We start from the raw sequence: 22,037 nt of genomic DNA on the forward strand, positions 1-22,037 counted from the left end.
GAGCTACCCCACGGGAGCAAAGAGAAAGCCCCAGGTGGTGACCCAGGGCTTTCGAGGAAACGCGCTGCGAAGCCGGCGCGTGCTCAGCTCAGATCGCAGTTGCTCGGTAGCGCCCACGTCGAGTCCGGCAGCATGTTCTTCACCGTAGCCGAGGCCGTGATGCCCACGTTGCTGGCGCCAATGAGCTCTTCCAGGTCGGCGATCGAGACGATGTAGTCGTCCAGCGCACCCAGCCCGGTTTCGTTCGGGATGATCCAGCTGATGGCCTTCTCAGCGCCCGTGCTCGGGTCGGTGGTGATGATGGTCTTCCAGAAGTATTCCGGTGTCCGGATGCCGTGGCTGGACAGGAAGTAGTCGTTCGACGTGTCGCCGAAGACCACGCCGCCGTAGACCTTCACCGGCTTGATGTCGCGGTAGCACTCGGCCACGTTCTCGGCCTGCACCCAGATCCCCTGATTGAAGCCCGACACCTGCGGCACGATGTTGGACATCAGGTTGGCGCGAACGATGTAGGTCGCGTTGTAGTCCATGTGGTTGGATGTGACCAGGTGGCCGCGGTCGTAGCCCGAGCGCACGCTGGCGTAGGACTTGGTGGAGGTCTGGCCGCCGCAGCCGCTCGGGAGTGTGGTGTCGAGGTTGAAATCGGACGGGCGAGCCGCGGAGCCGGTGTCCGCGTTGAGCGAGTATTCGTAACGCGTGGCCGTGTGGGCGGTGCAATCGTAGGTCAGGGTGTAGCCACCCTTGTTGAGGGTGACGACCTGGGCCTGCGCTGCAGCGCTGAACGTGGTGAGCAAGAATACGGCGAGGAAGATCCGGAATCGCATAGCGGCACATCTCCATGTGTTTTTTGGGGACGCACGAACCCCGCGGGCAAGGAACGAGGCCGTTGCCTGTTGAGGGACGCGCGAGTTGACGGAGGTGAAGCAGACAGCGAGAGCTGACTCGGTTGGTCAGTGTGGTGGGGGATACAGCCACCGCGCCCCTTTGCCACGGAGTGGCACGCGGTGATCACAGATATCTAACAGAGCGCCGCCGGGGTCAACCGCGGATTGGCCAAGTTGTGACCAAGCTCCATGTGCTGGCGATTGTTAGCTAGATGCTTCGAGGTAGTAACATCCGTGAAGCAAACGCTTCTGCCTGACCCGCTTCTGCAGTTGCCACGGTCCTGTCGCTATCACGGCGGCATGCGAGGACGACAGCCGGCGAGAAGTTCTGCTTGGTCGTTAGCGAAGCTTCGCGTCCAGGTATTGAAAAATCGTGCGTGCGGAGTTGATGACCAGGCACGCCTCATCGCGCTCAAGCAGCTCATCGTTCGCGTGAGCCAAGCTTGCGTTGTTTCTAGCTGGATTGAGGCAATCCATGACATTGCTCAGGGACGTGAGCACCTTGATCATGGTGTCGGGCTGTGGGCCAAGATCACTGAGGCGAGGGTGTTGTTGCCGCAGCAACTTGAATAGATTTGTGATCGTTGCGCCGGGCGGAATCTCGATGCCCTGGGCTCTGCAGACCGCTTTGAGGTAAGCGTGCATCGCGGTGTGCACGCGGTCTACCGCATGCGTTGGGCCACTCGTGCCCATCAATGTGGCCGCATCGGTCAAGGCGCGCTGCAACAGCTCGCTACTGATTTGCGGGCTGACGGCCTCTACCGATAGGCCGTCGGCGCAGCGCTTTGCCAGCGCGAGAAGCTTTTGATAAGCGGAGGTGGTCCGCTGGTGTTCGGTTCCCGGAGGATATTTTCTTGCTATCCCGCGCAAGATCGCCGCTTGTGTGAGCGAAGGCGCCGCCGTCAAGACTGCGATGAAGCGTTCGCGAGTCGTATTGCCAGGGAAAGCCTCCGGGTCCAGGTCCACGTCGCAGTAGGCGCTGTAGAACTCTTTGTGGGTCCGGTAGGTGAAATCGCCAAGGTAGCCGCCCTCCACGCCGATGTAGCTGGACACGACCCAGTAAATTTCGGTGCTCCGAAGCTCGCCCATACGCCCCCGCTGGCAGCTTGCCCCGGTATGGATTGCGCGGGGCGTTGCGCGCATTATAGGGCTGGGCCGTTCGGGGCGGCGCACTTCGACCGCTGCGTTTGGTTGGCACCTCCGCCCCCTTCCACAGAAGGGATTGCGATGGATCAGGTGTCAGTGCAAAGCACGGAAGAGACTTCCTCCCTTCGGGGCAGCGGAACGCTGAAGGACAAGATCGAGAGGGCCAGGCTTGAGCTCTTGGATTTGTCTACGCGCAATCGGCTTCTTCATACGCCGCGCAGCGGCCGTGCTCGCACCATTGAGGTCGTAAACGAACTCGCCAAGGCCATGTATCAAACCTTGGTCGTGGACGGCAAGCGTTTCACCTTCGTCGCAGGCAAGCAAGACTCTTCACAGCAAGGGCAAGATGAGGGTCTAGAACTGGGCGATCTGCCATCTGAGTCTATTACCTATCTCGAGGATGAGCTGGAAGATCCGACGTTGGTTGAGCAGCCTGACTTCGAGTTGGACGAAGAAGGGCGCGTCCTGAGTCACTGGGATGCCAACCTGTCGACCAGGCTGACCTCATCGGGGTTGCAGAAGCGCTTGCTGGACCTCTACACAGATTCACGAACCCTCCAAGAAGAGCAGGGCGTCAACGTTCTCTACCTTGCGGTTGGCTATCTAAAGTGGCGTGCTACGTCTACACCGCAGACTGATCGCTATGCGCCACTGGTTCTAATCCCTGTCCAGCTCGAACGCAGCACAGCGGGTGAGAAGTTCCACCTGAAGTGGTCCGGGGATGACATCCAGGCGAACCTCTCTCTTCAGTTGTTCTTGCAGCGCGAGTTTGGCTTGCGTTTGCCGAACATTGAGGAATTCGAAACCCTGGATATCGATGCGTATATCGGTTCTGTGAAGGAGATGGCGGAAGGACGCATCGGGTGGGATGTCTGCCCCAACGATGCTGTTCTTGGCTTGTTCTCTTTCGCCAAGTTCATGATGTATCGCGACCTGGATCCGGCGGTGTGGGAGAGCTCTGGCGGCATGCAGGCGATTGCGTCTCTTCGTGGCGTGGTGACCGATGGGTTCCCCGGCGCAGAAATCACTAGCGAAGACGCAAACGTCGATGAAATCATCTCTATCGAGAAGATGCTTCACGTTGTCGACTGTGACTCGTCACAGGCACTTGTTGTCCATGACGTTCTGCGGGGCAACAGCATCCTGGTGCAAGGGCCGCCAGGAACGGGCAAGTCTCAGACGATCGCAAACATCATCTCTGCCGCCATTGCTGAGAAGAAGAAGGTGCTCTTCGTTGCGGAGAAGATGGCCGCGTTGGAAGTCGTGAAGCGCCGCTTGGATCATGTCGGTGTCGGCGTGGCGTGCCTGGAACTGCACAGCAACAAAGCCAATAAGCGAACATTGCTGGAAGAGCTCCGTCAAACGCTCAGCCTTGGCGATCCCAAGCGGGAGAACACCAAACCCATCATTGAGCAGCTCACTGAGCGGCGTGACGTGCTTAACGCTCATGCTCATCGCATGCACTTGCCGCTCCTTCCGTCCGAGCTGACGCCGTATCAAGTGTTTGGCCATCTGGTCGGACTGCGCCGGCAAGGGCTGACGACTCAACGCTTTGTTTTAGACGGGCCTGTGGAGTGGGCTCCGCACGACAAGGAAGTGAGGGACCTTGTGCTTCAGGAGTTGGTGCAGCGCATTGGAGAGATTGGCGTGCCGGCCGAGCATGCGTGGAGCGGGGTAGGGAATGATGCGCTGCTCCCCAATGAGCGGGATCGCTTGATTGAGCTGGTCGCTGCCTTGGCCGTTCGCTTGGAGCAATGGCGGGACGCTGCAAGCAGCCTCCATCAAGCGCTTGACCTGCCGTCGCCGGAACGCTTCGATGATGTCCGTAGCGCCGTGAGCCGGGCGCGTGCGCTGGTGGAGGCGCCTCGCATTGGCGCCAGCGCCTTGACTTCAGCGATTTGGGAAGAACCCGAGCGTATTGCCGCTCAGTGTGACGCATTGGAAGCCGCACAGCGTTCTCTTGCGGAGGCCATATCGTTGTCTGAGAAGCAGGCGCTGGATGTTGTTTGGGGTCCAACCCAGGAACGCTTGCAAGGCCTGTTGCCCTCATTCGTTCTTGGGCAGGAAGTAGCAGTCCTCGCAGCGATCAAAACCAAGCTGGAAGGCATCACGCCAGACCTGGGCCGTTTGAGTCAGCTCCTGTCTGAAAAGGAGCCGCTCACGTTGGATCTCGCGATGCGGCTGGTGGCCATCGCTGAGCGAGCAACCAGTGTCCCGGAACTCGATCGAGACGCGCTGGTGGCACACATATGGGATCGAGGCGTCGACGTTGTTGAAGAAACCGTCGTGGCCGTTGAGACCGTGCAACAGGCCAAGACCACGTTGGCCTCCACATTCCGCGAGTCGGCCTGGGGCAAAGACAGTGCTGAGCTCGAAACAGCTCGAGGTCACTTGGCGACTCGTGGGTCCAGCATCTTTCGGTTCTTCAGCGGCGATTGGCGTCGCTCGAATCAGTTGATTCGCTCCTTGCTTTCGTCACCCAAGCTTCCAGCCGAGGAAATGCTCGGCTCGTTGGACGTGCTTTTGGATGCTAAGTCGGCTCAGCGGAAGATTGCAGAGCGCGACGCACAAGGGCTGGAAGCTTTCGGCACCAACTGGCAGCGGGAGCGATCCGAGGCTTCTTTCCTGAGGGGAGTGGTCGCCTGGATGCGCACCCTGCGACCACTGGGGAGCGGCGTCCGAGAACGTTTGGCGGACATCGGGGATAAGGTGCTCGCCACCGAAATTGCCAGGCGCGTTAAGCCGATGCTGGAGGAAATCTCTCGGGAACTGTCGCCCATACACGAACAATTTCTGACAGCCAACCGGGATCCCTGGGCTGGGGAGGTCGTGGTCAAGCGCGTGCCTTTGACCTTGTTGGTAGAGAAGACGACGCTATGGCAGGACGCATATTCGCAGTCGCTCCTGCTCCAGGGTTCGTCGGAGATGACCGTTGAACGGGCGCTCTCAACCATCGATCGCATCCGGGAGGCTCAGGTTGCTCGTGCAGCTTTCGAGGCTATCGCCAATGAGGGCCAGGAAGCGTTTGGACTGCTTTGGCAGGGACTGGCTTCCAAAGTGGGGGATCTGCGTGGGATTGCGGGCTGGATGCTGGCCAATACGGAGTTGCGCGCCTTGGCTGCAAGAACTGCCGAGCCGGAGGCGTTGCTTCGTGCGGGTGAGGCGTCCATCGAATCGGGAAGCCGCCTGTCGAGCGATCTCTTGGATCTTCTCGTCAGCCTTCAGTTCGAGGGAAGCGCCGACGTCAGCCGGGATCCAAATCAGGCACCACTCTCGGCTTTGGCGACCCAGCTTGCACGCTGGCGGGCGGACCCAGAAGGGCTACGAGCCTGGGGTGCCTATCTTGCGATCGCGAACGATGCTCGGAAGAAGGGGCTAGGCTCTATTGTCGATGAGCTCAGTCAGGGCGCCATGGATCCCAGCGACGCAAAGGGCACATTTGAGCTCGCCTACTACGAGGCTGTTCTTCAAGCCATGGTGCAACGAGACCGGTCGCTTGCAAACTTCGACGGCCAGCGACAATCCCAGGTAGTCGCTAACTTTGCGCAGCTGGACCTCGAGCGCATGAACCTGGCCCGCTGGCAGGTGGTTAAGACCCATCACTCGCAGATTCCACGCCAAGGGGGCGCCACCGGTCCAACGGCGGTGCTGATGGGCGAGATGGCCAGGAAAAAGGGCCACAAGCCCATTCGCCAACTTATGCAGCAGTGTGCGCCAGCAATTCAGGCGCTCAAGCCCGTCTTCATGATGAGCCCGCTCTCTGTTGCTCAGTTCTTGCCTCCGGGAGCCTTGGATTTCGACATGTTGGTGATCGATGAGGCGAGCCAGGTCCAGCCGATCGACGCGCTCGGTGCGATTGCTCGCGCTAAGCAGCTCGTCATCGTGGGAGACGAGCGACAGCTGCCGCCAACCCGCTTCTTTGCGAAGGCCATGGGGGATGGAGCGGACACAGACAAAGACGAAGACGGTGCGCAGGCAGCGGACGTCGAGAGCATTCTCGGCCTTTGTAGGGCACGAGGGCTTCCAGAACGCATGTTGCGTTGGCACTACCGTAGTCGCCACCAATCTCTGATCGCGGTGTCGAACAGCCAGTTCTACAACAATCGTCTGTTCATTGTGCCGAGCCCTTACAACAGCGAGGCGGGTGTGGGGCTGCGCTTCCACCATCTCTCGGAAGCTGTCTACGACCGTGGCTTTACGCGCACCAATCCGAAGGAGGCCAAAGCGGTGGCTCAGGCGGCGTTGTTGCACGCTCAGACGACGCCTCAGTTGTCGCTCGGCATCGCGACGTTCTCGACACAGCAACGCCGAGCCATCTTCGACGAGCTAGAGGTTCTGCGCAGGCAGCATCCTGAGACGGAAGGGTTCTTTGCTGGTCATCCCTCCGAGCCGTTCTTCGTCAAGAGCCTTGAGAACATCCAAGGCGACGAGCGCGATGTCATCTTCATCTCTATCGGCTATGGCCGTGACAGCCTCGGCCAGGTCACCATGAACTTTGGCCCGGTCAGCAAGGATGGCGGCGAGCGGCGCTTGAACGTGCTCATCAGCCGAGCGAAGTCCCGTTGTGAGGTGTTTTCATCCATCTCTGACGAGGACATCGACCCGGAGCGTGGCAAGGGGAAGGGCACGTTGGCTTTGAAGCTCTTCCTCCACTACGCCCGCACAGGTCGCTTGAACACCGCCGTGGAAGCACGGGATGTGAAGCACAGCGTGTTCGAACAGGAAGTGGCAGCGGCACTGAGGTCTCGGGGGTATGACCTGCATACGGATGTAGGCATCGCAGGCTTCTTCGTTGACATCGCTGTGTCTGATCCTCAGCGCCCTGGCCGCTACGTCCTAGGTATCGAGTGCGACGGTCAGTCTTACCGGGATGCGAAGAGTGCGCGGGACCGCGACCGATTGAGGGAGAGCGTCCTTCGAGACAAGGGATGGCAGGTCTACCGGATCTGGAGTTCGGATTGGTTCCATCGGCCCGACGCAGAGCTGGAGAGGCTCATTGCCGCGATTGAGGCGGCCAAGGCGGAGCCTGATGCTTTCGACAAGGAGATCAGTCCTGTGCGTCGTGCTGTGCCCGTAGAGTTTGAGTCGGTGGAAAGAGGGGAGTTCGTAGAAATCGGGCTGGTTGGCGTGGAGTCGCTGCCTGCGGCTGATGCATACGTTGAGGCCGAGTTCGCCGTCCCGAGCACCCAGTTTGAGCTTCACATGTGCCCGGCCGGAAAAATGGCGCAGTTGGTCACTCAGATTGTCGATGTGGAGGGACCCATCCACAAAAGCGAGGTGGTGACTCGTCTACGCACGCTTTGGGGCTTGCAGCGTGCGGGGTCTCGTATCCAGCAGGCAGTTGATGAAGGCATTGCTTTGGCAGCGAGCCAAGGAACCGTCGGGCTTATCGATGGCGCTTTCCTGATGGTCCAGGGCAGGGAGGTGAAGGTCCGCGATCGGAGCCAAGTATCTTCGCTGTCGTTGCGCCGTCCGGAGCTTTTGCCACCAGGCGAAGTGGATGTCGCCGTGGTTGGAATCGTCAGGGAGAACTTGGGCGCTAAACCCGAAGAGCTGGTTCACTACGCGTCTCGCAAGTTCGGCTACAGGAGCACCAGTCCGCAGCTGCGGCGGCTCATTCTGGATCGGTGTGAGGCTCTGGTTGAAAAAGGGATTCTCGCGCAGAAGCTCGATACGCTGTTCCTTCACGAGTGAGCTCATTGCCCCACCTAACCATCGGCTAAGGGGGGCAGTAGGCGTGAGCCGTCGGGGCTCTTGGCCTGAGCCGTGCATATGGGCTTCAACTGGTCAGCTGCACCCACAGCACCAGCAACACCATCGGCAGCCCGCTGAGCAGAGAGAAAATCCAGAAGGCTCCCATCAGAGCCAGCGGCGTCATGACCCACCACTGCCCAGCAGTGAACCCCTTGTCGCGCTGCCGAGCTGCGTAGGCCTCCTGCGGATGGAGCCGCTCCGCTTTCCGCAGGCCGCGCCGGGCCATCAGCGGCCCGACGATGAAGCCAAACGGCCCGAGCAGGAGCAGGGTCCACGAGAACCACCAGAAGAAAAGGTTGTGGGGCGTCATGACTTTCCTGGAGGCGGCGCGTGGCTCGCCGTCCCCACGGAACCCGGCCGCAGCATTCACCGGGGTGCCGGCCATCGGGTCAGGGTTGGTCTTCATTTCGCGTAGGCCCTCCAAATTCCGGATTCCCGCACGTAGCGCAGGTTTTTGCTCAGCGGAATCGGCACCTGCCGGCCCTCAATGTTGAGCACCGCTTGGCCGCGGGTATCGCAGCGGTAGCCGTCTGCGCCCTCCGCTTCCACGCAGCCGGTGAGTTCGAAGTTCTGGATGTCGGTGACCTGGCCAGCGCCACTCTGTTGAAGCAGCTTGACGAATGCTTCCTTGGCGTCGTCGGTTGACGGCTTGCCGCTGCAGGCGGTGAGGCCCAGGGCCGTGGTCAACGCGACCAGGCCAATCCATGCTTTTTTCATGTCGTTCCTTTGCTGAGGGGTGGGTAGGATTGGCGAGGCGGGGGGCCTTACTTGTCGCGGTTCCCGTCCGGCTTGAAGCCAGCAATCCAGAGGCGGCTGTCCTTGAAGGGCGTCAGCAGGCCGCTGGCCCCCGGGTGCAGGTCGGCGGTCTGGAGGAAGCCCGAGGCCCATGCCACCCGCAGGGCGACGTCGACGGCGCGATCGGCGACACCAGGACGGCTCACGTTGACCACGAAGGGTTGGGCCGGCGGGTTGGGACCCGTGGAGCGCTGAGCGCCCGTGTTGGGCTTGCTGGGCGGCACGCGAATGCCGTTGAGGGTGTCCCTCCCTTTCCAGATGGCAGACGTGTTGAGCTCGGCCGTCTCGCCCAGAGCGTCGGTCTCGGTCAGCGGGGCGTCGGCGCAGGCCCGGAACGTCTCCGTGCTTGAGGCTGCAGGGCCCGTCCAGATGCGGGCTTCCACGGTCCAGCACGGCAGCTTTTCGCCCCACTCGGTGAACGTCAGCGCGACCCGGGGCCACTCCAGGCGGCCTGCCTGCGCGGCCTGGTGGTTGTCGCCCTTGAACAGCCCGGGAAGCTTCCCGGTGCCACTGAGGGGCGTGTAGATGGGACCACTGCCGTTACCGCCGGCCTGAGCGGTGGATTTGCCGCCTGCGTTCGGCTTCATGCCGACCATTTGCTTGCCGGCGTCCTTGAGGCTGCCGCCGAGCTGCCGGAAGAAGCCAGGCTTCTGGGGCTGGGCGTCCTGGGCCTGGGCCGTGACGGCCAGCGATGCTGCGAGCAGGGCGGTGCCTGCGATCCGTGCGGTCTTCATGAAATCCCCTGTCTGTGGTTGGAGAGTGCTACATTTCATGAAGAGTCTGCCATGCAGAGGAGGACCAAGTCATGCTGTCCGACCCAGTTTTCAACTTTCATTCACGTGCCGAAGGCTTCCCCACGCGCTCTCTTTGCAGCCCGCCTCAAGCAGGCTCGGGAACTGCGCGACATCCCGAGCCAGCGAGCGCTGGGGGTGCTGATGGGGTTGGATAAGAAGTTGGCCAGCAGCCGGGTCAATCGCTACGAGAACGAAACCAGCGGTATTGATTTGGATGGGTTAGGCAAGCTGGCCGATACGCTGGGTGTGCCAATGGCCTACCTGGTGGCGGGGGATGACCACACTGCAAACGTAATTTTGGCGCTAGATGAGTTGTCGCCAGAAGAGCGCGCGGAAGCAGCGCGTTGGTTGTTGAAAAAGATCAAACGTTGAAATTCGGTAGTTTCCTTCATCAAGGAGAGCGGCGAATGGCTACGAAGAAGATTGGGAGAGATGCAGGCACGGGTAAATTCAAGCCCGTCAAAGAAGCGCAGCGTGATAAGCAAGGCTCTGTAGTGGAAACCATTAAGACGCCGCCCCGCGGGCCAAGCAAGAAGAAGTGAGGCTGGTATTGGAGGTTGGCTGAGAGGTTTTTTAAGGGCGCATCGCCCTTCCGTGATGCGCCCTTTGTTGTAGTTAACGGCAATGAAGCTGAGATGGAGCGCTCCGCCAAGAACTGGGTGGCCCGTATGTCAGAACCAATGACGCTAAAGGTCCTCACCCTCCATGCCCTTGTTAAACTGCTGGAAACCAGCTCTTGGGAGGGTGAGAATAGGGGATGGACCGAATTCAACGTTATGCCCCCGATACAAATTTCTTTCTCCAGGCTAAGACGGCAGAGCAGTTGCCTTGGCAGGATTTGACCGATGCGGTAAGAGTCGAGCTGTTTTTGCTTGACGAAGTCATGGGGGAGCTCGATCGCCATAAAGCCAATGGCAACACTCGCCCGGCCAGACGTGCGCGTGACGTATTTTCCAAGTTGGATCCCCTGATTGATGACGAGCTTGAGGAGCTAGTGGTCAAAGAGAGTGGGCCGCAAGTTGTATGGCGGCTTGCACCCTTCTTGGACTCAGGACGAAAGAAGTCGACCGTCTTAGATCTTTCAACGGCCGATGGAAGGATTGTGGAGCAAGCCGTCGCTCTTCAGCAGATGTTTGGGGACCTTGCATTCTTGAGCAACGACCGGTTGCCGCGAAGAATGGCCAAGGCCGTTGGTTTGTCCTGCCGGAAGATTCCTGACTCTTGGCTTCTCGATCCCGAGACTGATGATCGAGACAAGGAGATCGCTAAGCTTAAGGATGAGTTGAGGACTTTGAGCAAGCGTTCACCGCAGCTTGAGGTGCAACTGGTCAGTAAGGGCGAGGTGATCGAACGGGTTGAAGGATCCATCTGCCGTTATCGCCCATTGTCCGAAGAGTTCCTTGACGACGCGATGCAGGTTATAGAACGACGGCATCCGGAAGAAAGTACTAGTGTCCCTGGGCAGGTCACGGTGACCAGAGCAGCAGCGATCGAAAAGTATCAGCACGAACGACGCGAATGGTGGAATAAGGTCGAGAAGCATCTGAAGAGACAGCCAGCAAGACTCAATCTCTACCATGGCTCGTTCGATTTGACCCTTGCCGTCAGCAATTCAGGTGGCGCTCCAGCGGAGGGACTATCGGTCAGAGTATGGGTTGAAGGGTCAATGATGTTGGTTAATCATGTGTTGAAGGACGAGTTCTATACATCTTCGCCTCGCCTAGTTCTGCCGAGGCCGCCAAAAATGGAACGCCTTAGTATGCTGAGGCAGCCCGCCTTGCCTGAGCATCTAAGCAGCATGCATGACCTCATTCGAATGCCACCAGAGGCTCGCGATCTTCAGGGCTTATATTGGGATTACGAAGAGAAAGACGATCTGATGTGCAAGTCTGTTGAGGGAACATGCGAGGATTTTCGGCATCAGATCCGTAGAGTAGAGCTTCCTGTCATCCTATGCCTACCTCAAAATGAAGATGAGCCGAGAGGATGCTTGCATGTCCGCTGGTCGGCAAGAAACTTTCCCAAGGCCATCGAGATAAAGTATCCGATCCGCTTGGCGATCAACTGGCAGGATAGTGACGAAGTAGTGGGTCCGCTGGTGATTGGGGGCGAGTAGTGGACAAAAGCAAAACTTGTGTCATCGACGCGCCTGACTCGAGTTGCCTGTAAGGGCTGCCGCGTAGGGTTGTTGAACCGCAGGCGGACTGCTGAGTGGCAGGGGCGGGCAGGAGAGGGGGACGCGCTGAGCCTTGACAAGGCTCGGCTGTGGCATAAGCCTTTTGGTTCCACTTAAGCGTTTCATGTCCATAGCGAGTCTGCGAGTTCCTGGTTCGCGTGGAGCGCCGAAGCTAAGACCTATAAGATTGAACGTGTCCGAGTGGGTCGCGTGATTCCGCATTAACCTTATGATTGTGGTATTGGGAAGCGGGCTTTGAGCCGTCCCATGAGTTCTTCCCACTCGCGATTAAACATCGCCGCAGATGTGCCTTCGGCAGCTAGGTTGGCCTCACTTAAAAACTGCGGGAACAGGTAGTCCTTGAAGCGACAAGAGGTTTTCTGCTTGAAGATGGACAGCCCATGTTTGCTGATGGAATCGACCATCTGAGGCAGTGCCGCGCAACCAATGATGGAGAAGGGGTAGCGGTAGGGAAGACTAAGGTCCATCCCGCGTTCAACGAGTTCTTGCTCGACAAGGTTTGCGAGCGCCTCAAATGCCTTAGGGCTGAAGATGGTCCACTCTTCTAGTGTGACGATGAGCGAGTAGATCGAACCGTTGGTTCGCTTGACTACGGTGTGACCCGCCACGACGTCCAGGATGTTGCGGTAATTCTGGACGACTGCTTGGGCCAAACGTCTTAGGCCGGATTCAAGGTCGCCCGGGCTTGCCGCGAGTTGGGCCGCGACTGGCATTCGCATGGTCTTGCATTCCACGAAAACTGTCGTGGTGACGTCATAAAGAACCCAGTCGCTGCCGTGGCGTTCAGCGCCTCCCGCCGTATACGGGGTGGGGCGATATGCTTTCGTCTGGCCAGCAAGATGACTAAAGCAATCTCCCACCAAGTCTTCAAAAGCGTCTCCGTAGGCCTGGGCGAAGCCGCTCGCACCATAGAGGTCATAAAAGAGGCCGGCCAGCAGTCGTTTGCCAAGTAGTGGCGGGCGCGGGCATACCAACCTGTCAGGGACATCGGCGCGGAGTCGAATGAGCGGTGTCGCTATGATCGGGTTGATTGTGTAGGCCCAAGATGAGTCATATCGCCCTGCCTCTATGCAGCGCTCACGCAACTGCTTTGGCGTCGCGGTCACCGCTTCTATTCTCGCGGCCACCGCCGCAGGATCCAAGCCGAGAGCTGTTAGTTGGGGAAGAAGCGGAACCTCATGGTTTAGCATGAAGAGGGCATGCATCGCGCTGGCGAGTAAGAAATAGTCTTCGGTCGAAAGGCCGAGCGCGTTGTGGACAACATTTGAGAGGCGTCCGCGCCTGTAGAGGGACCAGTAACGCCCTAGGTATGCGGGGCGAAAGCGATCAAAGTGCGGAAATTGTTGATGTCCGATTCGATGTAACGTCGTCCAGATGTCTAAATCGCACCTTGCTTTGAAATCGCTGTAGGCATGGATGGCATTGTGGAGCTTTCCTAGATCCTTCCAATCTCGAAGGGACGAGTGCGCGCTTTTGGAGGAGCCTGCGTGCAGGAGCACCTCCCTGAGGTAGAGGTCCAGGTAGAATTCATGGACGTGCGGCTTTATCTGTTCGCGTAACCCCGGCCGCGAATGCCGATAGTCTGACGGAAGAAGGAAATCGTAGCCGACGTGAAGGCCATATGCCCAGATGTGGACGATTGAATCTCTGAGCCCAAAGGAAGCGGCGAGTTTGGCGAGTTGGTTGTAGGTCACGCCTGTATCTCATGCAATGACGGGATGGCTGCTTACTCAGTGCGCACCGCGCTCCTTCTCGCTGTGCACAAAAAAGCCCCATGGCGGGGCTTTAAAGTGAATGTCAGGGCTTCTTTGGCGGCGGCGGCGGGTTCGGTGGTGGTGCTGGACGCGCGCTGCGGGTGGGTGGGTTGGCGTTATCAAAGGCATGCTGCCTCGTGGGCGGCGGCGGGTTAGATCCCTTTCGCAGATTTGTCATCTTCAATCGTCTCCTTAGGAAATACTTCCACCCAACGGACATCGGTTGCGTGGATGATTATGCCATCAAGGGTCGCAAGGTCCACAACACTCCCTTCTTCAGTGATCCAAGCAGGTTGTTGCAGGTAAAACTGTCCAGTCGAAGAGCTCACGGGCCACTCCTTTGGCCATCCGGTGAGGCGTCTGCCGTCCTGTAGCTGAAGGATGACGTAGGCTGGATTGGAGTCTAGGACACAGAACCACTCGCTTGGGTGTGACGTTCGAGAGGTGAATCCCCAGCGTCTTAGCCAAGAGTGGAACGTGTCTTTGTTGACTGCGGCTGCGACACCTATCCCTAGAGCAGTGGCTGCCACGATCGACCATATGGTCTGGGTATCATTGGTCCAAGGCCCGATGCTCCATATCTTTCCACAGGTAAGAAACCCAATCTTCACTAGGTTCGTGGCGCCTTGAACGACAAACGTAAACACCAGAGCCTCGACCGTGCGCTCAAACTGGCTTGGCTTCGGGTGTGAGGTGAGGCCGTAGAAGATCCAGGCTGATAGAAAGCCCGGGAGGAGGAACATCAGTAGGGGTGTCGCTTGTGAAAAAAGGCCGTCCATCTCCGCTCGCACACTCCTTGATGAGGTAACCAGGTTGAGCAAATGAGCAGGCAGAAGCGGCTCTCTGCCTGCCACATGGACTCAACTCTACTACGGGTAGAACTTCGCGTCCTTGCCAAGTCGCTCCTTGAACTGTCCCGTCTGATACTTCGGCAACTCAACCGAAGGCCGATACAACTCCAAGGCCCTGGCTTGCTTCACCCGGATGCGGTCCGGTCGCTTGTGTAGGTAGTAGTCCTGCAGGACCGGCACCTTCTTGCTCAGCGAATGCCCGGTGATGAGGGCGACCTCTTCCTGGGGCACGTCGCGGTGGTAGAGCTCGGTGGCGATCGTGTGGCGGAATGCATGGAAGCCGACTCCTTTCGGGAAGCCGAGATCCTTCAAGTAGCTGCTGAACTGGTTGAGCAGCCCTTGGCTGTAGCGCGAGTTTGTCTCCCCCGTCTTCTTGTTCACGCCGGCGGACAAGTGGGGAAATAGGCGGGGGTGGCCGCACGCCTTCATGTCTTCCAGGAAGTCGAGGAAGCCCGCATCCAGAACCGGTTGGGCCAGGGGAATGACCCGCACTGCGGAGTCGCCCTTGAGGCTCTGGCGGCTCCGAGTGCCAACCTTGCCGGCCAAATCCTCGTCGATCGTCTTGCGGATGGAAATGCACCACATTTCTCGCTCCTGGATGATGTCCGCCACTTTGAGTTGGGCCACCTCGCCAACTCGGGCACCGGTATAGAGCCCGATGATTGGCCCCCACCACCGGTGCGGCCATTTCTTGGCCCAGGGGATGAAGTTGCCTGGGTCGAAGATGCGCTGCAGTTCCTCGTCGCTGAAGAGGCGGTCGGGCTTGCTGGTGTCCTGGAGCAAGTCCTTCTTTATTTCGCGGAAGGGCTCCATCGGTGAGACGGGAATGGCCTTGGCTTTGACCAGCATGCTGAAGAACGTGGCGAGGAAGCGGCGGTGCAGTTCCAGAGTCGCGGGCGCCGGCGGCTCGACCTTGATGGCTTGGCCGCGCACGATCAGGTCTTCGGCGGACAAGGACTTGAGCTCTGCATCCGAAGCCGCGCCTGGGGGAGCCCAGCGGATGAGATCCCACAGGCGGTAGATGTGCTGGTGGTCGATGCGAGAGACCCGAATGTCGCCGCAGACGCGTTGCAGAAGGCCCAGCGTGCGGGCGGTGGCCTCGATGGTGCGCGGCCGCAGGTTGCGGCGGGTCATGTCGCGCAGGTAGTCGGCGATCTCTTCCGACAGCTGCCGGCCGGGCGTGGCTATGGGCAGAGGTTCTGGATATCGGGTGCCGTCCTTCCGGACTCGGATGCGCTGCGTTTTCTCGCAGGCGGCTTGGAGAAGTTCTTCCAGGCCGATGAGGGCCTCGCGTCCTCGGAGGCGCACGTTGTTGAACGTGACGCGGCCGACTCGGACGCTGCCAAACGTCAATTCGCCGAAGGGGTGGTCGTTGTATTTCTGTAGCTCATTGGTGAGGTCGTTTGCCATTGCTGTGCTTCCATCGGTAGATGGAAGCTTGATACGTCGGCCTCAAAATTCGTCAATCCAAAATCGGAGTTTTTCTGCGCCTCCAATCATCACCTCAGGCATTGCCGGAGCGGGGTCAAATTAAGCCATGGCTGATGGCCCAACTTAACCTCACAAATTACTCTTGCTCGTATATGCGGCAAGGGTTTCAGACAGGCGAGGGTGGCTCTTCGTTGAGACTTTACTGTAGTGTTTAAAATTAATTAGTTAGCTAAAAACTGAAAATAGCTCAATTTTAAAATGAACGCCAGTTAAATGTTAGCTAATATTGGTTAGTTTATTCTGTTTTAGTTACTTGGCGGTGCTGGAATTGAGATGCAGTGAGGGCTGCCCCGCGTCGGAGCGCCTCGAGCTGTCTCCATGCCAAGATGAGACGTAGGATTGAGCCTATGTCTGATAGAAAACTAAAGCATGGATCACTTTGAAGGCGTGGTATTGGACTTCCTCCGGGCGGACCGTGCGTTGTTCGTCAACAGCCAGTGCTGCATCCAGCTCAACGAGGGCGCTAACCCGGACACTAGCGGCCCGCATTGGTATTGCGACGCTGTGGCCGTGAGCTTCAAGGAGCGGGCTGGCTACCTCTGCGAGATCACCTATGCAGCTCGGGCGCCTTCGCTCCTGGCTCGGTTGAAGTCGTGGAACGAACACTGGCCTGGGGTTAGGGCGGCATTGGCTCGGGATAGCGGTGTGCCGCTGGACTGGGTAGTCAGGCCTTGGCTCTTTGTCCCCGATGCTCATGCCGAGCGGCTGCGTGCCAGCCTGGCAGGGCTCGGCAACCTCCCAAGTCCCCGCATCACGTTTTTAGAAGATGTGGTGCCCTGGCGCTATCGCTCTTGGGATCGAGGCGCTTACGAAGACCCAGCCGAGCAATGAGGAGTCCGGCTTCTCCTGGGCTTGCCCCTTTGGCGCATCCGACGGGAACCCTAACGGCCGCCCTGAAACTTGAAGGTGAAGCGAGCGGCGGATGCGGCGGTCTCGCTGCCGACGGGCACGGGGGTAGCATCCACCAGGGTCAACATGCCATCGGCAACAGGGACCGGGACGCCCAGTGTGAGGTCAATCTCCTTGGACCAGCCACCACCGAGCACGGTCGCCCGGACGATCAGCCGTCCGGCCTGAATGCATTGGACGTCGGCTGGGCAACGGCTGTCCTCGATGACGCGGTCGGGACGCACCCTGGGTCCGTCGACCGCCGCAATTTCTCCCAGCCGCACGGCGCCTTCGATGGGCCGGCTCGCGACTGGACCACCTGCTGCGCATCCTCCAAGCGAGATGGCCACAAGCGAGGCAAGCACCAGTGTTCGGACGAGATGGATTCGTTTCATGGCGGTGGTCATGCTCGCGTGTTGTGGGGATAGAGCTAACGCCTAGCGAGCCAAGCGCATATCGATCGACTTAATGGGATGCAGCATCACTTTACCATGGTGCTCTTGCGGAAGCGCCATGACGGGGCGCTTGCTCTACCGGAACATCCACGAGTCAAAAACTAGTTTTATAAATTGCTTGTGCGAAGGCTCACCATGGTTGTTAGTATTTTTGGAATAACTACGGTGCTGCCCAAGCATTCTGCGCATTTGTTAGCTTAAAAATTGACAGGTGCTTGAATATTGCTTTAATTGATCCCCCTTGTGACAGCTGGAAATCTTGTGGCTATTTCGGTGCTGGTTGATGATGCGAACTTGAGCAGCCTTGGCAAGCTTCTCGTTGAAGTGGGGAACTCCCTCCAAAAGCGTGGCCGGCCATCCGTCTCAACCTCAGACGAGCCTGCCAAAGGAGATGCCACTCTCCCGTTTAATGCCACAGCGCTCCAGGCGATCATCAGCAACCGCCACGGCATCGGCGTGCCGGAAGTGCAGAAGGTCACCAAGGGGCTTTACGAAAAAGGCTTTATCACCTACCCACTCTCCAAGTGCTCTTACCTTCCCGTTAGCCAGCACAGTGACGCCTCGGAAATTCTTTGGGCCATTGCCAGGGCCATGCCGGACCTGATTGGGCTGACCAGTCAAGCGGACCCGAGGATCCACTGCCGGGCGTTCGACGACGGGAAGGTCGGCCCTCACCACGCCATCGTTCCCACGCGTAGTGCGCCGAACATGAGTCAGCTCAACAACATCGAGCAGGACGTCTACCGCACGGTTTGCCTTCAATACATTGCGCAGTTCTACCCCGATTGATTGGGTGGCAGGAACGAAATCCGGGGAGCAATGACATTGTGTGAGTTTATTTTTTAATGGTGCGGAGCGGTTCGCTCCGGCCCATCACTTAAGGCTCCCCCGACTTTGGTCGGGAGAGTCGAATACCTACCTCAGTCGCGGGCATTGTCCCGCGCCTTGCCGACTTCGCTTTGCACCTTGCCGACGCCCTTCTGGAGCTTGCCTTCGACTTCCTGCGTCTTGCTGCCGGTGACCTTGCCGGTGACTTCTTTGATGGTGCCCTTGACCTGGTTCTTGGCGCCTTCGGTGCGATTCTTGTCCATGTTCAACTCCACCAGTAAGTGAGTGCCCGTGAGTGGGCACCGCCACGCTGCGCGCAGACCGGTATGGCTTGGGTGAAGATTGGGCTGGCTTGGCAATGCCGTTTAGGCACGGGGCGGTTTGAGTGCCGACGTCCGCATCCGCACGGCAGCACTCCTGTCAGCGCACACCCATCCACTGCATGGTCCAAGGCCCCCCGGCAGGGCTGGCGCAGCGTGCTTGCTCTCACCAGCGCTGGGCCTCTTAAAGGGACCTTAGCTTCGCTGTCCCGACCGCAAGGACAGGCCTCCTCCTCGACGCTGGCGCTCTGTTCCGGCCCTTCGCTGCGCGCCGCTGCCGCGGTGCTCACTCCCGGGTGCGGTAGGGCCGGACGCTTCGCCTGCCGGTTCCCACGAGGCGCACAACGCGCTGGTGGAGAAGAACCGATGAAGCGCACCCAAGACCGGAAGGCCCAATACCAACTCCAGATGGACGAGGAGGGCATCTTGCTCGCAGCAGCCCACATCCTTGAGCAGCGCCTGCAGCGCCAGGGCCAGATCCGCAGCCCGGAGCAAGCCGGCAGCTACTTGGTCGCCCGCTGCGCCCACCTGTCGCACGAGGCCTTCGGGTGCATCTTCCTCGACACCAAGCACCACATCTTGGCCACCGAGCACCTGTTCACTGGAACCGTCGACGGCTGCGAAGTCCATAGCCGGGTCGTCGCCAAGCGTGCCCTGGACCTCAATGCGGTCGCCGTCATCCTCTTCCACAACCATCCGAGCGGGAATCCGGAGCCCAGCGAAGCCGACCGCCAGGTCACCGAGCGCCTGAAGAAAGCCTTGGGTCTGCTGGACATCCGAGTCCTCGACCATCTGGTCATCGGTGGTCGGCAGCACACCAGTTTGCTCAGCAGGGGGTGGGCATAGCCCACCTCTTCACCTATGCGGTCTGCCGAGGCTAGACTGCCAAGGCAGATGCACATCCATGGAGCAGGAATGAAAGCGTTTCACGTGCGAGGGATTGTCTGGGAGACCGATGGCAAGCGTCCCGCGTTGCCGATGGAAGCCACGGTCGAATGCGAGAGCGAAGAGCACATTGCTGACGCGCTCAGCGATGCATACGGCTGGCTGGTGAGCACCTTCGTTGTCGTAAAGGAGACCGACGGTGACCACATCAGGAACGCAAGTCGGGATTGAAGGATGGCGAGTTGGTCGGTGCCCCTTTGCCACTTCCGCTAAAGTGTCGGACCCTGTTTGAACTGGCGCTCGGAGCCCGAGCGTTCGCTTAGAGGAAGTCGTTGTTGATGGTGTTGAACGGTCTGGTGGTTCTGCTGTTGGCTTTTTTCTCTGTTTCTGGTGTGGCTGCAGAGTGGGTTGGGCGTGCGACCGTCACGGACGGCGATACCCTCACGGTGGCGAAGCAGCGCATCCGCCTGTGGGGCGTCGATGCCCCGGAAAGCGCCCAGCAATGCACCACCAAGGAAGGGCGCTCTTGGCCTTGTGGCCGGCGGTCTGCGGCCGCGCTGGACGGCTATGTGCTGGACAAGACCGTTCGTTGCCAACCCAAGGACACGGACCGCTACGGCCGAGTGGTAGCCGAGTGCTTCGTCCAAGGGCAGTCGGTCAACCGCTGGATGGTGAACTCCGGTTGGGCGGTCGCGTATCGCCAATACGCGACGGCATTCATCGCAGACGAAGCCGAGGCGCGCCAGCAGCGGCGCAACCTCTGGCAAGGGCCTTTCCAGATGCCCGCGGACTACCGCCGCAGCAAGCGGGAGCAGGTCGCACGCCAAGAGCCGGTAGCCACGCAGCCGGCGCCGAGCGGATGCCGCATCAAAGGCAACATCTCCCGTCAGGGCAAGAAGATCTACCACGTGCCTGGGCAGCGGGACTATGAGCGCACGAGCATCGACCTGAGCCGCGGCGAGCGCATGTTCTGTAGTCCCGAGGAGGCAGCTCGGGCAGGGTGGCAGCCGGCAAAGCGTTAAGCCAATGGAAAACGGACCAGCTTTAGTGTCGATGCATAGTTATGAGGGGCTTTATGCTTTGCCAGCTTGAGCCTCAAGTCCATTGACGGAGTCAATGCCGCCATTTGAAGGTAAACACGAGTGAGGTTGTTGCCTTAAAGCACAAATTGTGCTATATTGTCAATAGCGGAAATTTGCTGCTCAGCGATAGAGGTAACTTCTTGCCATGGTCACCAAGCCGACAAAAAAACGAGCCGTCGCCAAGCTGCCCAAGAAGCAGGAACTGGATCTATTCAGGCGGTCCTTGGAGAAGGCTGGCCAGCTCCAGATAGGAGCGGAGCCTCTCAAGCCCGGCGTGACACATGTTGTCGTCGAAGGCGTGGACGGCGAGGTTCTAGTTCGTCGTCGTTTTTCAGCCATTTGACAACTCAGCGCCCTTAGGCGCCGAGTTTTTTATGCGCACGACACTGGCAAGCAAAGCGTAAGCGCTCCAACACGCGTCCACCGTCGGGAGTTTCTACTACTTGATGGGTTACGTGAGCCAGCGCCTCGTCATCCTCTTCCGGCGAAAGGTCTGTAGCGATAGCTGAGATAGCCGAGAAATGACGAGCGCGATTAGGAGCTGGAGCGATCTGGTTGCTTCGGACAAGGCTGCCGACAAATTCCATTACTTCATTCTCGGTAGCCACCGAGTCCGGTAACGCACTCATGATGGCTACGCTCTCTTTATCGGCAGGCGTTAGAGCGCGTATCGCGGGTGCCATCGAAAGGCGTCCCAGCAGCACGCCTTCGGGTGTGATGGCTTGAACGCCTTCAAGGTAGTCCGCTCCAAGGCCGGTGATGTTGATGGTGCGTGGGTAGCTGGCCTCGATCAATTCACGGCCGCCTAGTTGCAATGCGCGCAGCTCGATCGGCACAGACGTCTTTAAGCCGGTTCGACCTCGCAGATCCGTTATGGCATCATCGCTGGGCACCCAACGATTCCTGGGGGCACTTACAATGGCTCCGGCTAACCGCGACTTGGGACTGAGAATGGCGGCACTGCCCAACATGAAGCCATGCGCGGCGAATGCAGCCCGCGTTGCCGCCTGCAGGCTAGCATCGCCGGCAGATTCGATATCCATCACTCGGCCTAACGCCTGAAAGTAGCGCGGTGTGTCCGGTGCCTTGCGAACCGCGGAGAACAGCAGCTGTGCGGCCTTTTTAGTTGCATTCCACAGCGTCTTTTCATTCTTGGTCTTAGCAGCCGCGAACAGAAGGCGGATCAGATCGTAGAAGCAGCCGGTGAAAATCTGCCCAAAATCGTGAAATTCGTCGTTCGCGGTTGGCATGTGCCAAGTCAGCTTATTGAGGGCGTGTCGGGGTGAATTGCCCGGACCGGCCAGCCATGCTAACTGCTCGCCCCAGGTTTCAACATAGTTGAGCTTATCCAGCACCTTGGGGCGGGCGAGATCGCGTCGGATATCGGTATCGGCCAGAGCGGCAAGCAGGGCGATGCAGTCGGCGAAGGATTCGTGGAAAGCCGCCACTTCCAGATACTTCGAACTCCATAGGTCCGGTCGCAACGCATCAAGGATGGCGTGTCCTGTTTCATGGGCTACGACATCGGTGCTTGCGCCAGTGTAGTGGAGCTTACCTGCCTTCCTAACTTGGCAGAACACCAGCTTATGGCCATCGTAGTAAGCATTGGCCTGGTTACCCAGCACCAATACCACTTCCAGGGTTTTGAAGTCGCTGGACCTAGGCCACTTCGCCAGAGGGCCATCTATCTTTTCGAACACCGCCAAGGCCCGATAAGAGGACTCGCGCACCTGCCATGCCAACCACTCCTTGGTGCCGACTGGGTAGGGGCTCTGTTTGGGTAGGTTGGCGATGCGCAACTGCGCCGACTTGGCGGGACGGTTTGCTATAGCGGGTTGCGTGCGTGCAGTATTGAACTTGGACGCACGCGGGTCGTTTGGAACATAGTCAATCGGCATGGCGGCAATCCTTCC

The 22,037-nt window shown here is 59.1% G+C and carries 21 protein-coding genes; 10 read left to right on the forward strand and 11 right to left on the reverse strand.

Going from position 1 to position 22,037, the window contains the following annotated elements:
* Positions 1–83: 83 nt before the first annotated feature.
* The gene (locus tag J2Y70_RS07175; RefSeq protein ID WP_309915225.1) at positions 84–824 is read right to left on the reverse strand and encodes a DNA/RNA non-specific endonuclease; all 741 of its coding nucleotides are present in this window, start codon (positions 822–824) and stop codon (positions 84–86) included.
* 399 nt (positions 825–1,223) lie between these two features.
* The gene (locus J2Y70_RS07180) at positions 1,224–1,937 is read right to left on the reverse strand and encodes an abortive infection family protein (protein WP_230940312.1); all 714 of its coding nucleotides are present in this window, start codon (positions 1,935–1,937) and stop codon (positions 1,224–1,226) included.
* Positions 1,938–2,111: 174 nt separating this feature from the next.
* Between J2Y70_RS07180 and J2Y70_RS07185 the strand changes: the two genes are divergently transcribed.
* Positions 2,112–7,724 (forward strand): DUF3320 domain-containing protein, encoded by a 5,613-nt coding sequence (locus J2Y70_RS07185; protein WP_309915229.1) that lies wholly within the window; start codon positions 2,112–2,114, stop codon positions 7,722–7,724.
* Positions 7,725–7,809: 85 nt separating this feature from the next.
* Here J2Y70_RS07185 and J2Y70_RS07190 read toward each other — a convergent pair whose 3' ends face one another.
* The 3 genes from J2Y70_RS07190 to J2Y70_RS07200 are packed head-to-tail and all read right to left on the reverse strand — an operon-like array spanning position 7,810 to position 9,313.
* The gene (locus J2Y70_RS07190) at positions 7,810–8,190 is read right to left on the reverse strand and encodes a hypothetical protein (protein ID WP_309915232.1); all 381 of its coding nucleotides are present in this window, start codon (positions 8,188–8,190) and stop codon (positions 7,810–7,812) included.
* Positions 8,187–8,501, reverse strand: a complete 315-nt coding sequence (locus J2Y70_RS07195) for a hypothetical protein (RefSeq protein ID WP_309915236.1) — start codon at positions 8,499–8,501, stop codon at positions 8,187–8,189. The genes J2Y70_RS07190 and J2Y70_RS07195 overlap by 4 nt, the downstream gene beginning before the upstream one ends.
* Before the next feature lie 47 nt (positions 8,502–8,548).
* Entirely contained in the window at positions 8,549–9,313 is a 765-nt protein-coding gene (locus J2Y70_RS07200) for a hypothetical protein (protein ID WP_309915239.1), read from the reverse strand.
* Between the two features lie 105 nt (positions 9,314–9,418).
* On the opposite strand from J2Y70_RS07200, the gene J2Y70_RS07205 reads away from it, so the two are divergent.
* From J2Y70_RS07205 to J2Y70_RS07215, 3 genes are all read left to right on the forward strand, one after another.
* Positions 9,419–9,745, forward strand: coding sequence for a helix-turn-helix transcriptional regulator (locus tag J2Y70_RS07205; protein ID WP_309915242.1), 327 nt, complete (start codon positions 9,419–9,421; stop codon positions 9,743–9,745).
* Between the two features lie 35 nt (positions 9,746–9,780).
* Positions 9,781–9,915, forward strand: coding sequence for a hypothetical protein (locus J2Y70_RS07210; protein ID WP_309915245.1), 135 nt, complete (start codon positions 9,781–9,783; stop codon positions 9,913–9,915).
* Between the two features lie 215 nt (positions 9,916–10,130).
* On the forward strand, positions 10,131–11,489 hold the full coding sequence (locus tag J2Y70_RS07215) for a PIN domain-containing protein (protein ID WP_309915248.1): 1,359 nt from the start codon (positions 10,131–10,133) through the stop codon (positions 11,487–11,489).
* Positions 11,490–11,776: 287 nt separating this feature from the next.
* Here the strand turns inward: J2Y70_RS07215 and J2Y70_RS07220 are convergent, their stop codons facing one another.
* The 3 genes from J2Y70_RS07220 to J2Y70_RS07230 form a co-directional block, all read right to left on the reverse strand.
* On the reverse strand, positions 11,777–13,264 hold the full coding sequence (locus J2Y70_RS07220) for a hypothetical protein (RefSeq protein ID WP_309915251.1): 1,488 nt from the start codon (positions 13,262–13,264) through the stop codon (positions 11,777–11,779).
* A gap of 212 nt (positions 13,265–13,476) precedes the next feature.
* Positions 13,477–14,103, reverse strand: coding sequence for a DUF6338 family protein (locus J2Y70_RS07225; RefSeq protein ID WP_309915254.1), 627 nt, complete (start codon positions 14,101–14,103; stop codon positions 13,477–13,479).
* A gap of 90 nt (positions 14,104–14,193) precedes the next feature.
* Complete coding sequence (locus J2Y70_RS07230; protein WP_309915256.1) at positions 14,194–15,585, reverse strand: tyrosine-type recombinase/integrase; 1,392 nt, start codon at positions 15,583–15,585, stop codon at positions 14,194–14,196.
* 450 nt (positions 15,586–16,035) lie between these two features.
* Here J2Y70_RS07230 and J2Y70_RS07235 point away from each other — a divergent pair, with 450 nt between their 5' ends.
* Entirely contained in the window at positions 16,036–16,497 is a 462-nt protein-coding gene (locus J2Y70_RS07235) for a hypothetical protein (RefSeq protein WP_309915259.1), read from the forward strand.
* A gap of 50 nt (positions 16,498–16,547) precedes the next feature.
* On the opposite strand, the gene J2Y70_RS07240 is transcribed toward J2Y70_RS07235, so the two are convergent.
* Positions 16,548–16,961: a hypothetical protein gene (locus tag J2Y70_RS07240; RefSeq protein ID WP_309915263.1), complete on the reverse strand. Its 414-nt coding sequence runs from the start codon at positions 16,959–16,961 to the stop codon at positions 16,548–16,550.
* 309 nt (positions 16,962–17,270) lie between these two features.
* Here J2Y70_RS07240 and J2Y70_RS07245 point away from each other — a divergent pair, with 309 nt between their 5' ends.
* A complete protein-coding gene (locus tag J2Y70_RS07245; RefSeq protein ID WP_309915266.1) occupies positions 17,271–17,798 on the forward strand; it encodes a DNA topoisomerase in 528 nt (175 codons plus the stop codon).
* Positions 17,799–17,929: 131 nt separating this feature from the next.
* Here the strand turns inward: J2Y70_RS07245 and J2Y70_RS07250 are convergent, their stop codons facing one another.
* Positions 17,930–18,100, reverse strand: coding sequence for a CsbD family protein (locus J2Y70_RS07250; RefSeq protein WP_309915269.1), 171 nt, complete (start codon positions 18,098–18,100; stop codon positions 17,930–17,932).
* Between the two features lie 423 nt (positions 18,101–18,523).
* Between J2Y70_RS07250 and J2Y70_RS07255 the strand changes: the two genes are divergently transcribed.
* The 4 genes from J2Y70_RS07255 to J2Y70_RS07270 all read left to right on the forward strand — a co-directional run bounded on the left by J2Y70_RS07255 (position 18,524) and on the right by J2Y70_RS07270 (position 20,467).
* On the forward strand, positions 18,524–19,003 hold the full coding sequence (locus J2Y70_RS07255) for a DNA repair protein RadC (RefSeq protein WP_309915271.1): 480 nt from the start codon (positions 18,524–18,526) through the stop codon (positions 19,001–19,003).
* A gap of 69 nt (positions 19,004–19,072) precedes the next feature.
* Positions 19,073–19,273, forward strand: coding sequence for a hypothetical protein (locus J2Y70_RS07260; protein WP_309915275.1), 201 nt, complete (start codon positions 19,073–19,075; stop codon positions 19,271–19,273).
* A 107-nt stretch (positions 19,274–19,380) separates the two neighbouring features.
* Complete coding sequence (locus J2Y70_RS07265) at positions 19,381–20,064, forward strand: thermonuclease family protein (RefSeq protein ID WP_309916232.1); 684 nt, start codon at positions 19,381–19,383, stop codon at positions 20,062–20,064.
* Positions 20,065–20,269: 205 nt separating this feature from the next.
* Positions 20,270–20,467: a hypothetical protein gene (locus tag J2Y70_RS07270; RefSeq protein ID WP_309915278.1), complete on the forward strand. Its 198-nt coding sequence runs from the start codon at positions 20,270–20,272 to the stop codon at positions 20,465–20,467.
* A 13-nt stretch (positions 20,468–20,480) separates the two neighbouring features.
* Here J2Y70_RS07270 and J2Y70_RS07275 read toward each other — a convergent pair whose 3' ends face one another.
* Positions 20,481–22,022 (reverse strand): hypothetical protein, encoded by a 1,542-nt coding sequence (locus tag J2Y70_RS07275; RefSeq protein ID WP_309915281.1) that lies wholly within the window; start codon positions 22,020–22,022, stop codon positions 20,481–20,483.
* Positions 22,023–22,037: the final 15 nt, after the last annotated feature.

Origin of the sequence: Xanthomonas sp. 1678, assembly GCF_031455575.1 — a bacterium.
Classification (GTDB): domain Bacteria; phylum Pseudomonadota; class Gammaproteobacteria; order Xanthomonadales; family Xanthomonadaceae; genus Xanthomonas_A.